The 14,699-nt window shown below is 29.7% G+C and carries 17 protein-coding genes and 2 pseudogenes; 18 read left to right on the top strand and 1 reads right to left on the bottom strand.

Features of this window, described 5'->3' with window-relative positions; all coding sequences use genetic code 11:
* Positions 1-125: 125 nt before the first annotated feature.
* The 18 genes and pseudogenes from ACCQ42_RS01795 (at position 126) to ACCQ42_RS01710 (ending at position 14,268) form a co-directional block, all read left to right on the top strand.
* Positions 126-305 carry a hypothetical protein gene (locus ACCQ42_RS01795; RefSeq protein WP_004812281.1) on the top strand — a complete coding sequence of 60 codons (180 nt, stop codon included), beginning with the start codon at positions 126-128 and terminating at the stop codon, positions 303-305.
* Between the two features lie 104 nt (positions 306-409).
* On the top strand, positions 410-1,870 hold the full coding sequence (locus ACCQ42_RS01790; protein WP_131749342.1) for a radical SAM protein: 1,461 nt from the start codon (positions 410-412) through the stop codon (positions 1,868-1,870).
* A 15-nt stretch (positions 1,871-1,885) separates the two neighbouring features.
* Entirely contained in the window at positions 1,886-3,694 is a 1,809-nt protein-coding gene (locus tag ACCQ42_RS01785; RefSeq protein ID WP_410035171.1) for an ABC transporter ATP-binding protein, read from the top strand.
* A 6-nt stretch (positions 3,695-3,700) separates the two neighbouring features.
* On the top strand, positions 3,701-3,964 hold the full coding sequence (locus ACCQ42_RS01780; RefSeq protein ID WP_410035170.1) for a helix-turn-helix transcriptional regulator: 264 nt from the start codon (positions 3,701-3,703) through the stop codon (positions 3,962-3,964).
* 84 nt (positions 3,965-4,048) lie between these two features.
* The gene (locus ACCQ42_RS01775; RefSeq protein WP_410035169.1) at positions 4,049-5,194 is read left to right on the top strand and encodes a C39 family peptidase; all 1,146 of its coding nucleotides are present in this window, start codon (positions 4,049-4,051) and stop codon (positions 5,192-5,194) included.
* Positions 5,170-5,697 carry a hypothetical protein gene (locus ACCQ42_RS01770; RefSeq protein ID WP_410035168.1) on the top strand — a complete coding sequence of 176 codons (528 nt, stop codon included), beginning with the start codon at positions 5,170-5,172 and terminating at the stop codon, positions 5,695-5,697. Before ACCQ42_RS01775 ends, ACCQ42_RS01770 begins: the two co-directional genes overlap by 25 nt.
* Positions 5,698-6,331: 634 nt before the next feature.
* Complete coding sequence (locus tag ACCQ42_RS01765; RefSeq protein ID WP_316258366.1) at positions 6,332-6,658, top strand: hypothetical protein; 327 nt, start codon at positions 6,332-6,334, stop codon at positions 6,656-6,658.
* 5 nt (positions 6,659-6,663) lie between these two features.
* Positions 6,664-6,855, top strand: a complete 192-nt coding sequence (locus ACCQ42_RS01760) for a helix-turn-helix transcriptional regulator (protein WP_009430407.1) — start codon at positions 6,664-6,666, stop codon at positions 6,853-6,855.
* A 155-nt stretch (positions 6,856-7,010) separates the two neighbouring features.
* Positions 7,011-7,301: a DUF3847 domain-containing protein gene (locus tag ACCQ42_RS01755; protein WP_410035167.1), complete on the top strand. Its 291-nt coding sequence runs from the start codon at positions 7,011-7,013 to the stop codon at positions 7,299-7,301.
* 333 nt (positions 7,302-7,634) lie between these two features.
* Positions 7,635-9,269 (top strand): MobQ family relaxase, encoded by a 1,635-nt coding sequence (gene mobQ / locus ACCQ42_RS01750; RefSeq protein ID WP_410035178.1) that lies wholly within the window; start codon positions 7,635-7,637, stop codon positions 9,267-9,269.
* 73 nt (positions 9,270-9,342) lie between these two features.
* Entirely contained in the window at positions 9,343-9,516 is a 174-nt protein-coding gene (locus tag ACCQ42_RS01745; protein WP_410035166.1) for a hypothetical protein, read from the top strand.
* Between the two features lie 183 nt (positions 9,517-9,699).
* Complete coding sequence (locus ACCQ42_RS01740) at positions 9,700-10,227, top strand: PcfB family protein (protein WP_410035165.1); 528 nt, start codon at positions 9,700-9,702, stop codon at positions 10,225-10,227.
* A gap of 102 nt (positions 10,228-10,329) precedes the next feature.
* Positions 10,330-10,804, top strand: a pseudogene (locus ACCQ42_RS01735) (phage replisome organizer N-terminal domain-containing protein); the annotation flags it as partial.
* Between the two features lie 152 nt (positions 10,805-10,956).
* Positions 10,957-12,030, top strand: coding sequence for a PDDEXK nuclease domain-containing protein (locus ACCQ42_RS01730; RefSeq protein WP_410035164.1), 1,074 nt, complete (start codon positions 10,957-10,959; stop codon positions 12,028-12,030).
* 71 nt (positions 12,031-12,101) lie between these two features.
* Positions 12,102-12,803 carry a replisome organizer gene (locus ACCQ42_RS01725; RefSeq protein ID WP_410035163.1) on the top strand — a complete coding sequence of 234 codons (702 nt, stop codon included), beginning with the start codon at positions 12,102-12,104 and terminating at the stop codon, positions 12,801-12,803.
* Between the two features lie 158 nt (positions 12,804-12,961).
* Positions 12,962-13,147 (top strand): transposon-encoded TnpW family protein, encoded by a 186-nt coding sequence (locus ACCQ42_RS01720; protein WP_410035162.1) that lies wholly within the window; start codon positions 12,962-12,964, stop codon positions 13,145-13,147.
* 11 nt (positions 13,148-13,158) lie between these two features.
* Positions 13,159-13,974 (top strand): annotated as a pseudogene (locus ACCQ42_RS01715) (VirD4-like conjugal transfer protein, CD1115 family); the annotation flags it as partial.
* A gap of 18 nt (positions 13,975-13,992) precedes the next feature.
* Positions 13,993-14,268: a hypothetical protein gene (locus ACCQ42_RS01710; RefSeq protein ID WP_410035161.1), complete on the top strand. Its 276-nt coding sequence runs from the start codon at positions 13,993-13,995 to the stop codon at positions 14,266-14,268.
* Between the two features lie 167 nt (positions 14,269-14,435).
* Here ACCQ42_RS01710 and ACCQ42_RS01705 read toward each other — a convergent pair.
* A partial coding sequence (locus ACCQ42_RS01705) for a transposase (RefSeq protein WP_410035160.1) occupies positions 14,436-14,699 on the bottom strand: 264 nt, incomplete at its 5' end.

Here is a 14,699-nt window from a genome sequence, read left to right as displayed (position 1 = left end):
TGTAGCTTGTTGCAGTGCCAATTAGGGATCCTATATGCATATATTGAGCATAGTAGCAAGCGAATATTGTAAATATAACTGATTATTGGGAATATAAATTAACTCAACAAAGGAGGAAAAAAACAATGAAGATTATTAATGATTCAACAGGAACACCTGTACTTAGAAGAGCAGGATGTGTATGCGACAGTGGTTGGAAAAGTACAAGAGGTCCATGGCAACCATTTTGGAATTGCAACTGTAGCTGTATAAAAGGAAATACAGAGAATAACAATGCTAATTTTAAAAAGGCAAAAGATGCTTAACAGTTTAATTATTCTAAAATAGCTTAATACTGGCGGGGGATGGCTGTAGTTTACAGAAACTATCCTCCGCCGTAATAACATGATAACGATAGGAGGATTAAGGGATGAATGTTCAAAAATATGGCATGATATTTCAAACAAAAGATAACAAATATTATTATGACACTGCGACAGGTAAGGTTGTTTTATGTGATGACTCAGAAGTAGAAATTATTGATAGAATCTTGTCTGGCGAAACAAGTTTAAAAAACGAGTGTTCAAATAATAAAGTTTTTGGAGAGTTTGTAAGACAAGAAAATCTATTTAATGAGAATAGTTCTTGGGATTTTGTAATTCCTACACGAGAAGAATTCGAAGATTCAGTAAAAGGAAAGTGTGAACAGATAGTACTTGAACTGACTGAAGCTTGTAATTTAAGATGTGGATATTGCATATACAATGATCATCATCCAGATCATAGAGGATTTTCTAATAAGACAATGAACTTTGATATAGCAAAGAAAAGCATTGACTATTTAATGAAGGAGTATGATGGGGATGAATTTGCCCTTACATATTATGGAGGAGAGCCGTTAGTTGAGTTTGAGCTTATGAAAAAAACCATTGAATATTTTAAAGATAATTATCCTAAAGTGAAAAAGAGTTTCGGATTTACGACTAATTTAACTCTCATTACAGATGATATGATAAGCTATTTTAGTCAGTTGGAAGATTTAGAGATTGTTTGTAGTTTAGATGGACCCCAAAAATTCCATGATAAATATAGATGTAATATTAGTGGAACAGGTTCATATGAAGTTGCGACCAAAAATTTCTGTAAACTCTTAAAAAACTTTTATAATCCTGATAATAGAAGGACATTGATGATAAATTGCGTTATTACACCACCGTATACAAAGGAGAAGTTAAATAAAATAAGTGATTATTTTAGGACTGAACTAGGAGTACCAAAAGAAATAAACATAAATTATTCGTATGTAGATGTAGGTGATATGGTATTTGATTATGACAAAAATAATGTAGTGGAAGAGAATAAGAATTTAGAAATTAGTCCGCTTGAAGGTATTGCAGTTGAAGATTTTGAAACCAATGGTGTTTCGTCTGAATATTTCGGATTGATCAATAAAGAACTTGTAAGGGTTGCCGATAGAATAAAATCAGATGATATAATAGATAGGTCGTTTCTACATGGAAACTGTTTGCCGGGACAAAGACGATTATACGTGACGACACAAGGAGATTTTAGACCATGTGAAAAAGTTGGAAATATTCCTCCGTTAGGGAATTGTTTTGATGGATATGATTATGATAGGATCTACAAAATTTATATTGATGAATATGCGAAAAATTATCGTAAAAAATGCAATAATTGCTGGGCAAGGATGATGTGTGGCGTTTGTTATGAGAGTTCAATAACTACAGACGATTCAAATAGGTATGAAACTGATGGAATGTGCGATACATCGAGACGAATCGTAAAAGATATGTTCGTTAATTATTTTACAGTATTTGAAAGAGATCCTGAAAGATTAAAAAAAGCAATGTCAGAAATCGAGTTTAGATGATAAAGATATATGATAATGAAGAAAAAGGATGTAACTACAAAAGGATTGTTTTTAAATATTCTTTGGTCATTAAAAAGGGTATATTGTTACAGTAAAAGATATTTTATATGTTTGTGTATAGATTCAATATTGAGTGGAATGACTCCCATTATTCTACTATTAATAATACAAAAGGTAATTGATTGCATACAGTATAGAACTGGAGATTTTCGAGCTGTCATTATATGGATGGTATTTTTATCATGTTTCGAATTATTATCAACGATATTTCAAATCTTCACACAACTTAAGATAGAAAATTATGAGTTGCAATTTGATGCTTATTTTCAAGAAAATATATTAACTAAAGTTTCTTTACTGGACTGTAAAGATTTTGAAAGAAGTAAAACATATGATCTTATTAACAGGACACAGTATGATGCTAATGCTGGGATTTTAGGAAGTGTAAAGACATTGTTTTCTTTAGTTTCATCTGTAATTAGTACAATCTCTTATATGATAATTATTCTAAAATATAATATTGCAATATTTTTCATAGTAATTGTTCTACCCATAGTAAGATATTTATTTGAGAAAAAATATAATTTATTAGAGTATGAGGTAGAAAAACAAAATACAGAAAAATTAAGAAAGTGTTCATACATATCCCACATATTAACTAATGCCGAACATTTTAAAGAAATTAAGATGTTTAATTTATTTAACTTTTTTATAAGAAAATATAAAAATATCAAGAATATATGTAATATAGAATTTATTAAATTACATAACAAAAGAGCAATAACATATGGGATAATATCTTTGGTTGAATTATTAGTAGATTTTATGATTACAGTATTTATAATTATCCAAGCTTTTAATCATATTATCTCAATTGGTTTTTTTGTATTATATAATAACTCAATTGATAGCCTAAAAGGCAGCGTTTTATCAATGTTCTCGCAACTTTCATTTTTGTACAAAAATTCTGCAATGATTGAACAAATCAAAGAATTTTTTAATATTGAAGAAGAAGATATTAATAAGGATGGGATTGTTATAGGCGAAATTAATACAATAAAATTTAAAGGGGTTTCATATCAATATCAAAATCAGAATGAGTATGTATTAAAAGATATTAACTTAGAAATAGAGGCGGGGAAAACTTATATAATTATGGGTAATAACGGCTCAGGGAAATCAACTTTAATGAAAATAATCATGGGTATATATAATGATTATGAAGGTGAAATATTAATTAATAACATTGATAGGAGAAATATAAATTTAGATTCATATAGAAATAAAGTTGGAGTGCTATTTCAAGATTATATAAAGTATGAAACAAGTATTAGTGACAATATTAGATATGGTAAAATTGATGCTAATTATAAAAAAGATGATATTGATGAAGTAATGGGAAAAGTACAACTCAATGATTTGATATTGAAGAAAAATCAACAGCTTGGATATCAATTTAATGAAGGATTGCAATTATCAATTGGTCAGTGGCAAAAAATTGCACTTGGTAGAACATTGGTAAGTGATAGAGATTTATATATTTTTGATGAACCGAATGCATCAATTGATTTGGTTTCAGAAAATGCTATATTTAATACAATTGCTGAAGATTCAAAAGAAAAAATTAAAATTGTAATTGTACATAGATTTAATAAAATAGTTGAAAGTGCTGATTTTATTATAACTGTAGATAATGGTCATATTATTGAGATTGGTAACCATAATGAGTTAATTAAAAATAAGGGGTTATATTATAACCTCTACAAATTACAGAATGATGTGGTGTCGGATAATGCTGATATTAAAGGTGGAGTAAAGTGTTAAAAAAATATGCTTAAGTGTTTTTGTGGGTATAATAACAGGTTACCTACTTATATTGAGAAATACTATAAACCTTTAGGTTTATCACAACATAGACTTGGTAAAAAAGTAGGGATATCAAGGACAAGTATAAACAAAATAGAAACAGGAAAAACGATTACAAGTCTAAAAACTGCTAACGATATAGCAAATGCTTTAGGAGTTTGTATGTATAAGATTTTTGATTTAGATGGAAAAGAAACATATAAGTGTCATAGTCATAATTGTTGTTAAAAATTATATGACTATATTTAGTAAAATGGAGGTGGTGTTGATGAACTACAAAAATCCTCAGAGGTATAAGAACGGAGATGGACTTTGCTTCTAAGTATATTTAATAATGAATATAAAACAGCAGAAAGTGAGGTTAATATGATAAAAAAATTGTTGTCTATATTATTGGTATTGGCGTTTATCTTGGTAATGCCTATATATGCGTTTGCGGATGAGAGTTCTATTGACGGAATTAGAAGCTTGAAAACTGAAGAAGAGTTAATTGAGTATGCAACGAATATATTTCCAGAGCATTTGCATGCTTTAGTAGAAGTTGGAGATTTAGATGGTTATGAAGATTATTCTTTAGGAGAACCTTTCACAGTATTTAATGTTGTGGAAAATACTAACTCAAGCTGTTTTCCAGTATTACAAAATGAAAAAATAGTTGCTATACTTGAAATTTCAGAAAATAATGGAGAATATAATTCCTCTCTATCTGTTTCTTTTGCTAAAGAATTGGAAGATATTTTGAATAGTAATAAGATGAAAGATTTTGTTTTATTGACAGATGGAATTCACTTACAGGCTTTTAATGGAGAAGATTCTATTGAAATTTTCAACTTATATAATGATGGAACTGAAGTTCGAGAATTATCTTCTAAGCTTTCTTTATCATTATCGTCATTATATAGTGTTTTGCCGAAGAGTGATTTAAAAAAAGAATTAAAAGAAGATGTTTATTTAGCTAAGAGTCAATATCCTGAAGGACCTAAATCATATAGAACGTTAGGTGTGCGTGGAGTTTCTCAGGGAGGTCATGATTGGTGCTGGGCAGCGACTTGTGCTGCAATGATTAACTATAAAAAGGGAAAATCTCTTTCAGCATCTGATGTTGCTAAGTATGTATTTCCAAATAATCCTGAACAAGGAGGGACATGGAGTGCTATAAAAAAAGCATATAACCATTGGGGATTATATCCTTCTCAAACTGGCGTTATTAGTTTTAGAAATGTTAAAAGTGATATCAACTCGAATAAACCAATGCATTTAGGATTGAAAAGACACTCAGTTGGGTTAATTGGATATGAAGATTGGGTTGGTTCACCTGATGGAAACAATGGTAGAATACTGATATTATTAGAGCCTAATGGCGGTGTTCATAAGAGTGTAAGGTTAAATTCTTATGGTAATTTCACTTATAAATTAGGTGGAGGAGACAATGCATGGCAATATACAAGAAGGTTTTAGCTATATTGCTTTGTGCTTTTATGATTCCGGTTATGTTTTTACTAGCAAGCTGTGGTAAAGAGTCAGTATCAGAAAAGAAAGGAGATATAGAATTTCCTGTCGATGATAAGGGATATCCACAAAACAATGTGGTAATGATAAACAACAAAGCTTATCCTATAGATCTTGTAGGAGAATCACATATGGGTTCTGAAATAGAAGTTAAAATGGATCAAGATAGCGATATTGTTGAGATTGTTCTTCCTCAACGTCTTCCTATTAATTATTGGAGCCTTGATGAAAAAGAAAATTTGAATTTAATTTCATATATTATGACTGATTTTCCAATAAAAAATGAGAATATGGTCGAAGGCCCATCAGCAGCTGTACAAAAATTTGTGCTTAATGTTGCCAGAGAAGAAACTTCAGAAATTTTACTAAAGTGGGCAAATGTAGATGAAGTGGATAAGTTATTTAAGGATAAAAAAGAGGACTATCTATTGAAAATTGTAGTATCTTATTAGGAGAATTTTTGTCACAAAGGCGACTAGAAAATAACAATTCTGGTTGCCTTTTGGTACTTATTTTAGGAAACTATAAAGAAATAGAAATACCCAAAATAAATTGAACACAATATTCTAGGGATACTTTTTCAAAGTTATGAAAAAGTAATTTCAAAATAATTGTGTTATTAGAACTATAGTAATTGTAGAAATAAATGAAAATTACAATCTAGAGATAGCGTAAAAATTAATTAAGTGATAGCTTAATAACTTAAGTAAATTAGAAGTTTATATGTAGAATCTTATAAATAAAGATTAATTAAAATAAAACGATATAATACTGGTAAAATTCTGAAAGAAAGTACAAGGTTAAGAAATGATAGTTTGAATACTTTAGAAAAAGTAGCCGAAGCCGTTGAACTAAGTATAGAACAAGGCGAATATAAAGCTACTAGCTTTTTAAACTAATTATTAGAGATAGCAGAAATGTTATCTCTTTTTTAATACAAGAAAGGATACAAGTGACTCTGCCTATGATGATAAATGACTTATAGTTATATAAACTTAATATCATTATTTAATGTCAAAAGTATTTGACATTAAAAGAGTAAGGGTATATAATAATGTCAAAAGTATTTGACATAAGGAGGTCAATATGAATCTTATAAAATTTATTGAATCACATCAAATGTTTGGTATAGGTTTACTATGGTTATTTCTGGTTACTTCACTAGTATGTACCTTAATTATGATAGTAACCTTAATTAAAAAAGGAGATGAAAGAAAGGGATATGTTGTAAGAAAATCTGGATTAACTGCATTAGTGGTAGGGATAATATTCCTAATTTTAAACATAATTTGGAACATTTTCTTTGAGCAAAATTCTAGTATAGGATTTGAAGATAATCCGATAATTTATGTCGGTATAATATCAATAGCCTTTAATATTTCCTACCTAATTAATATGAGGAAGTATAGGTAAGACAAATGAAAAATCACATCAAAGAATTTAGAACCGATAAAGGATTGTTGCAACAAGAATTAGCAGATATATGCGGAGTCACTAGACAAACTGTTAATGCTATTGAAAATAATAAGTACGATCCAACTCTTGAACTTGCTTTTAAATTAGCAACAGCTCTTGAGACCACTGTAGATGAATTATTCATTTATGAATAAAAATATTGAGTAAAATTTTCTTAAAGTGCCTATGATTTTAGGCACTTTTTTCATATCTGATTTTAGGAGATGGTAATATAATATTTTTAATAATGAAACTTTGAAAGGGATAGCAGAAATGTTATCTCTTTTTTAATACAAGAAAGGAATTATATATGAAAAATTTAGAACAAATAAGACAAGAATCAAAAGACATAAAAGATAAAATAGACGATACAGAAGAAAGATTAAGGCAACTAAAAAATCAAGAAAAGAAGATATTAAAACAAGACGTAGTAAAAAGAAGAAAAGAAAGAACACATAGGCTCATAACAAGAGGAGCAATCTTAGAAAGCCTTATAGAAAATGCAGAAGAACTAACAGATGAAGAAATAAAAATCCTATTAGAAGAAGCAACAAAGACAAAAGAATTTAAAGAAACACTAAAAATAATGAGAGAAAATTAAGAAAAATAAAATAATCAAATCTCCCTTAGATTTCTAAGGGCGCAATTATACACCCTAAAGGGTGCTTGCGTGCCTTTAGAGCCAAACCCTTGCAGGGAGCAACAACCATTCGCTTTTTAAAAGTCAAGGGTAAATAAACTCGCTAAGGCTCGCCCTTGACTTTTAAAATTTGAAATGAACAAAACAATGAAGCCGACATACTGAAACAACAAAAATTAATTCAGTAGTCGGCTTTCTCTATTCTATCATTTCAAAACGCTCATTCACAAAGTGGCTATAAAAATTTATTAAGCCTCCACCTAAAACAACAAAGAAAGAAAGGAAGTGATAAAAATAGCAGACAGTTTTCATTTTTCAGTAAACATAATATCAAGAGGAAAAGGCAAAAGTGCAGTAGCAAGTGCAGCATATATAAGTGGAGAAAAAATAAAAAATGAATGGGACGGAGTAACCCATGACTACACCAAAAAACAAGGAGTAATTAGCAAAGAAATATATTTACCAGATCACGCACCAAAAGAATATAAAGACCGAAAAACCTTGTGGAACTCGGTAGAACTATTTGAGAAAAATTCTAATGCCCAACTTGCAAGAAACTTTATCATATCTTTACCAAAAGAGTTAAACATAGAAGAAAATAAAAAGATGATAGAAGAATATATACAAACCAACTTTGTAAAAGAGGGAATGATAGTAGACCTAGCAATTCATGATGAAAGTAGAGAGGGAAATCAAAACATTCACGCTCATATAATGACCATAGTAAGACCAATAAATGAAGATGGAACGTGGGGGCAAAAAAGTAAAAAGGAATATATCCTAGATGAAAAAGGAGAAAAGATTTTAAACAAAAATGGAAAACTTAAAACAAGAAAAGTAGAACTAACAACCTGGAACGATAAAGGCAATGTAGAAAAATGGAGAGAAAATTTTTCAGACCTTTGCAATGAATATTTAGCAAAAAACAAAATAGAAAAAAGAGTAGACCATAGGAGTTTTAAAAGGCAAGGCATAAAACAAATACCAACAATACATCTAGGAGCAAGTGCTAGTGCAATGGAAAGAAAAGGAATAAGAACAGAAAAAGGAGATATAAATCGTGAAATAAAAAAACAGAATGAACTATTAAAAAACATAGGCAATGAAATAAAGAAAATAACATCTTGGTTAGCAGGCTTCAAAGATAAGCTAAAAGAATCATACAAGGAATATAAAGACCAAAGTAAAAAGCAAATCGAAAATGAATCAGGACTCTTTAACCTCTATGAATATTTAAGCTTCTACCAAGAAATGCAAGAAAATAATAGAGCTGGATTATCATTTTATGGGAAAAGAAACAAAGCAATCTATGATCTAAAAAGATATGCAAGTGGAATAAATTATCTAAGAGAAAACAAAATAAAAACCATATCAGACCTACAAGGACGTATAAACACCCTAAGAAGCAAAAACTCTGAAATATATAAGACCATAAAAGAAAACAGTCAAAAGATAGAAGACCTTAATAAGTGTTTAGCCTATGCAAAGACTGTAAGAAAAACAAAAGCAACCTACCAAGAATATGAAAGCAAGAAAATATTCAAAGAAAGCTTCTACAAGAATAATCAAAAGGAAATAGACCAACATATAAGGGCAAGAACCTTAATTGAGAAAATCAGTGGAAAGAAAAATTTAAGAGAAAATGAATGGTTAGGAGAAATTAAAAACTTAGAAGATGAAATAAGTAAATTAAATACAGAGTCAGAAAAGATAAGGGAAAGATACAAGGAAATAAATCATATTAAATATGCAGTAGAGGTAGTTAATGAAGAATATGGTATTGACCTATCAATAGAAATTGACAAGGCAATTAAGAGAGGAGAAAAAGAAAGTATCATAGAAAAGATAAAAGAGTATAAGCAAGACAGTGATAGTTTTAATAAAAAAAGACAAATGACTAAAGACTATTTCAAAAATCAAGAAAGATAAGACCTGGTAAAAATATCTTATCCAAGCTATAATATGACCAAGAAAATAAAGGCAGATCTAGGAGGTAATAGAGATGAATAAAAGGCAAGAGCTAATAGATGAACTCATAAAAGCAGATCAAGATGGAAAATACAAAACCTATAAAAGCACAGAAGAAATAAAAGCAATGAACAATGAGGAAATACAGATATTATATTCCAACATGAAAAACTATCTATCAGACAAAAGAACACACACATACTACTAAAGGTGGAAAGGTATTTTAAGCTATTTAAAAGTACAAAAGGTATAAATACCTAAGAAATATATAAAAACATCAAAATAAAGTATTCCACCACCAATAACAATAAAATAAAAACAAGCAAAGGGAAGTATAGAAAAATTAAAACCTATACTTCCCTTTTTTTAATTCAAACAAAGGAGATAAAACATGATAAACGAAGAAATAAGTAAAGAAGCAGGTCAAGCAGCACAAACCATAATATCATACACAATAAAGGCAGTAAAAGAATCAATCAACTTAGACAAAGAAATAAGAAAAAAGATGAATGATACTTTAGAAAAAGCAAACGGAAACCTAAAAAGTCTTATGGGACGAGAAACAAAACTAAAAGACCTCTACAAGAAAGGAGAACTAGAAAATATAAGCATAGATCAAAGCGACCTCAAAGACTTAAAAAAAGAACTAAGCAAACTTGGAGTAAAGTTTTCAGTAATGAAAAACAAAGAAAGCAAAAACTATGAAATATTCTTCCAAGCCAAAGACATAAAAGTAATGGAATATGCCTTTAAGCAAGTCATAGCCAAAGAAAATAAAAAAGAAAAAGAAAGTATCCTAAAGCAAATAAAAAAATACAAAGACATATCCAATAACAAGGATAAGACAAAAGAGAAAGTCAAAAGGAAAGTAAAAGAAAAAGTAAAACCAAGCAAAAAAGATATGACCAGAGAAATCTAAGGGAGTAACGAAAAGTTACACCCTTAGATACTCACAATAACAAGGCTTCCGAAAATCGGAAATCAAGAATTTCGATTATCGAAAATCAAGAAAGGAGCAGATATGGCAACAAACAAAAGATATTATTGGATAAAACTAAAAGAAGAATTTTTCACAGACAAAAGAATAAAAAGATTAAGAAGAATATCGGGAGGAGATACCTACACGATAATCTACCTTAAACTTCTACTACTAAGCCTAAAAGATGAGGGCAAACTCTATTATGACGGAGTAGAAAGTGATTTTATAAAAGAGTTAGCACTAACCATAGATGAAACAGACGATGATGTAATGGTTACAGTTAATTATTTAATCAATCAAGGTTTACTAGAAGTTGTAACAGAAAATGATGAATACTATTTAACTGAAATACCAAACTTAATCGGATCAGAAACAGCTTCTACAAGGCGTTCAAGAAAGTCTAGAGAATTAAAAATGTTGCAATGCAACACATAAGCAATAAAAGTGCAACGGAGAGATAGAGATAGAGAAAGATATAGAGATAGATAAAGAGAGAGAGGGAGAGATAGAAAAGATTTAGCATTTTTGGTATAATCACATTAATTAAACTAAATGTGTAATGATAAAATGAGCTTGTTTACCATAGGCTGATTATGATAAAAATATTAAAACTCCCGCCATTGGCGTTAGAAACAGAATAAAATAAAAAATAAGATTGGAGTGATTAGAATGGATAAAAAAGATTTAGCTATTATAGGAGATAGTGAATATAAAAAATTACTTTCAGATTTAAAGGAAAAAGTTAGACGCAGTCAATTAAAAGCAGCAGTAAAAGTTAATTATGAGTTGCTTGATTTGTATTGGAACTTGGGGAAAGAAATTGTTGAAAAACAAAAGCAATATTCTTGGGGAGATAGTTTTCTAAAATTATTGAGTAGGGATTTAAGAAAAGAATTTCCAGACATGGGAGGATTTTCAGCCGTAAACTTAAAACATATAAGATATTGGTATAACTTTTATAATGATTACCTAATTGGGTTACAAGCTGTAACCCAATTATCGGATATTGAAAGAAGAATAAAAAGTATTCCTTGGGGACATAATCAAAGGATTATGTATAAGTGTAAAGATGTCGAAGAGGCTTTGTTTTATATAGATAAGACTATTGAAAATGGATGGAGCAGGACGATTTTGGAACATCAGATTGATGGAGATTTATATAAAAGGGTTGGGAATGCAGTTACTAATTTTGATAATAGATTACCGGCTGTCCAATCTGAATTAGCTAAGCAAACAATAAAAGATCCATACAACTTTGATTTTCTAACAATAAGGGATAAATATGATGAAAGAGAGTTGGAAGAAGCATTAGTAAATCAAATAACTTCTTTTCTTTTGGAACTTGGAACAGGATTTTCTTACATGGGTAGGCAAGTCCATATCAAGGTTGGAGAAAGTGATTTTTATATGGACTTACTTTTCTATCATGTTAAACTACACTCCTATGTTGTAGTAGAATTAAAGACAGAAAAATTTAAGCCGGAATTTGCAGGTCAACTCAATTTTTATGTAACAGCTGTAAATAAGAATATGAAATCAAATAGTGATAATCAAACTATAGGAATACTAATTTGCAGAGATAAAGATAATGTAGTCGCTGAATATTCGCTTGAAAATATCTCACAGCCAATAGGAATAAGTAAGTATGAAATTAGCAAACTACTTGAGCAGGAATATAAAAGTAGCTTACCATCTATTGAAGAAATAGAAGAGTCTATAAAAGAATTAGATTCAGAAAAATAAAATATGAACTTACAAAAGGCGGTAGAAGTAAAAACTATCGTCTTTTTTTATTTAAAGAAAGGTAGGAGAGCATGGCAGATAAAAGAATGTTTTCGCTAAAGATAGTAGATAGCGACTTATTTTTGGATATGCCACTAAGTAGTCAATGCCTATATTTTCATTTATCAATGAGGGCAGATGATGATGGTTTTGTAAATAATCCTAAGAAAATCATCAAAATTATCGGAGCTAATGAAGATGACCTAAAAATACTTATTGCCAAAGGCTTTGTGATAGTCTTTGATCAGGGAATTATCGTTATTACTCATTGGAAGATAAATAACTTTATTAGAAAAGACAGATATAAGCCAACAATGTATATCGATCAGAAACAGCAGCTTTATCAAACGGAAAATGGAGCATACATTTTAGAGGAAAAAGTTGGTTGTCATTTGGTTGACCAAAGGTTGTCAAGTGGTCAACCCAGTATAGGTAAGGGTAGATTAGATAAGGTTAGTATAGATAAGGGGAGGGGAGAACAGTCCACCCCCATCTTTTATGGAGAATACAAAAATGTAAGGTTAAGCAAAGAAGAATATAAAAATCTAAAAGAAAAACTAAACTCACACACAGAAATAATGATAAATAAACTATCAAGATACATGGAAAGCAGTGGTAAGACCTACCAAAACCACTATGCGACAATCTTAAAATGGTATGAAGAAGATAAAGAAAAACTAACACAGAAAAGTTTAAATAAAAAAATGAACTATGATGTAGGAGAATATTTATAGATAAAAAGAGGTGGAAAGGCATTATTAAAGACTTTAAGTCTAAAAAGGTATAAAAGTATGCCAGAGATAATAAAAATATAAATATGACACTTAAAAGGCGATTAGAAAATTAAAAATCTAATCGCCTTTTTTATTGAAACAAACAGGAGGAAAAATATATGCATGAAAATAAAAATGAACAGAATACAGGAACAAAAACTATAAAGAAAATTGGTAAAGCAACCTATGAGGTTGTTGTTCACTTTAATGAAAATGCAACGGAAACAATGCAAGACAAATTAAAACGCATAATTCTTAGAGAAATGGAGAGAGAAAAACATCAAAAAGCGATAAAAAATGATTAAAAAGTCCTTGACAAGTTGTTACAGGAAAAACTGCCAAGTCAATTCTAATATCTTGTGGAGCAAGACTTGCACCTTTTGATATAAGAGAGCTTAGAGAACTAATGAGTGAAGATGAACTAGAGCTTGATAAAATTGGAGATAGAAAAACTGCCTTGTTCGTAATAATATCAGATACTGACGATACTTTTAACTTTGTAGTCTCAATAATGTATTCTCAATTATTTAACCTACTATGTGATAAGGCAGATGATGTGTATGGTGGAAGACTTCCAGTTCATGTTAGGTGTCTACTTGATGAGTTTGCAAATATTGGCTTAATTCCTAAATTTGGAAAATTAATAGCAACAATTCGTTCAAGAGAAATATCAGCAAGCATAATACTGCAAGCACAATCTCAATTAAAAGCAATTTACAAAGACCATGCAGATACAATAGTTGGTAACTGTGACTCCACACTCTTTTTAGGAGGAAAAGAAAAAACAACAGTAAAAGAATTATCAGAAACCTTAGGAAAAGAAACCATAGACCTATATAACACATCAGAAACAAGATCAAATCAAAAATCTTTTGGTCTAAATTACCAAAAGACTGGAAAGGAACTTATGAGCCAAGATGAAATAACTGTAATGGATGGTGGAAAGTGTATATACCAGCTGAGAGGAGTAAGACCTTTCTTGTCTGATAAATTTGATATTACAAAGCATAAGAATTACAAGTTGTTAGAAGATTATGATAAGAAGAACTTGTTTGATGTGGAAGAGTATCTAACAAATAGAGATAAGGTAAAGTTAAAATCAAGTTATAAAATAAATAGGTTAAACATTTGAGTTTATGGAGAAAGTAAAATGTGTGAAAATAGAAAATCATCTTTAATTATATTAAATATAAATGGTGAGCAGTTTATTCTAGAAAGTGATACAGAGCTCACTATGGATAAGAAAAATTATATTGAAGCAATATGTGAGACAATGTACGATGAAAGCAATGAATGGTACGAAGATATATACGATATGTCCCCATATGATATTGCTGAACTATTTGAAAAAACAGTAAAGGACGAAGTGGGAATAACTGTTAGATTTATAGCGATAAATCTTGAAGTATCGATTTTAGAAGATTAGAAAGAAGGTATTAATAGGCGATAGAAATTAAAAACTCTATCGTCTTTTTTTATACTCAAAATTAGACCAGCTATCAAATGTCAAGAGAAAATAAAAAATAATTAATCTTGTAATTTATGGCACATCAAATAAGCCTAAAAATTAGGCTTAGAAAAACTAAATAACAACTAAATATTCGGTATGTAAGCTTTGTTATCTCTCAAAACAGCAAAAATTATGTTAGTAAGTTTTCTAGCAACAGCACCAATAGCTGTACCATGAGCTTTACCTCTTTGTCTAAGTTTTTGATAATACACAGACAAAGCAGGATCCTTAAAAGCTGCAACACTAGCAGCAAGCCAAATAGCACGTCTAAGATAAGGAGAACCACGTTTAGAAATCTTAGTATCGGTAGCATTAAAACTGCCAGATTGCTTAACAGCAACATCTAA

The organism is Anaerococcus kampingae, from assembly GCF_046365475.1.
Taxonomy (GTDB): Bacteria; Bacillota; Clostridia; order Tissierellales; family Peptoniphilaceae; genus Anaerococcus; species Anaerococcus kampingae.
Note: the sequence above shows the minus strand (reverse complement) of the source record. Positions and strands in the feature narration are given on the sequence as shown.

Excerpts from the sequence above, each read along its gene's own strand:
- ACCQ42_RS01780 (WP_410035170.1), top strand. The coding sequence starts at position 3,701 with ATGCTTAAGTGTTTTTGTGGGTATAATAACAGGTTACCTACTTATATT.
- ACCQ42_RS01790 (WP_131749342.1), top strand. The coding sequence starts at position 410 with ATGAATGTTCAAAAATATGGCATGATATTTCAAACAAAAGATAACAAA.
- ACCQ42_RS01760 (WP_009430407.1), top strand. The coding sequence starts at position 6,664 with ATGAAAAATCACATCAAAGAATTTAGAACCGATAAAGGATTGTTGCAA.
- ACCQ42_RS01730 (WP_410035164.1), top strand. The coding sequence starts at position 10,957 with ATGGATAAAAAAGATTTAGCTATTATAGGAGATAGTGAATATAAAAAA.
- ACCQ42_RS01720 (WP_410035162.1), top strand. The coding sequence starts at position 12,962 with ATGCATGAAAATAAAAATGAACAGAATACAGGAACAAAAACTATAAAG.
- ACCQ42_RS01755 (WP_410035167.1), top strand. The coding sequence starts at position 7,011 with ATGAAAAATTTAGAACAAATAAGACAAGAATCAAAAGACATAAAAGAT.
- ACCQ42_RS01740 (WP_410035165.1), top strand. The coding sequence starts at position 9,700 with ATGATAAACGAAGAAATAAGTAAAGAAGCAGGTCAAGCAGCACAAACC.
- ACCQ42_RS01770 (WP_410035168.1), top strand. The coding sequence starts at position 5,170 with ATGGCAATATACAAGAAGGTTTTAGCTATATTGCTTTGTGCTTTTATG.
- ACCQ42_RS01765 (WP_316258366.1), top strand. The coding sequence starts at position 6,332 with ATGAATCTTATAAAATTTATTGAATCACATCAAATGTTTGGTATAGGT.
- ACCQ42_RS01785 (WP_410035171.1), top strand. The coding sequence starts at position 1,886 with ATGAAGAAAAAGGATGTAACTACAAAAGGATTGTTTTTAAATATTCTT.
- ACCQ42_RS01795 (WP_004812281.1), top strand. The coding sequence starts at position 126 with ATGAAGATTATTAATGATTCAACAGGAACACCTGTACTTAGAAGAGCA.
- ACCQ42_RS01725 (WP_410035163.1), top strand. The coding sequence starts at position 12,102 with ATGGCAGATAAAAGAATGTTTTCGCTAAAGATAGTAGATAGCGACTTA.
- ACCQ42_RS01710 (WP_410035161.1), top strand. The coding sequence starts at position 13,993 with ATGTGTGAAAATAGAAAATCATCTTTAATTATATTAAATATAAATGGT.
- ACCQ42_RS01745 (WP_410035166.1), top strand. The coding sequence starts at position 9,343 with ATGAATAAAAGGCAAGAGCTAATAGATGAACTCATAAAAGCAGATCAA.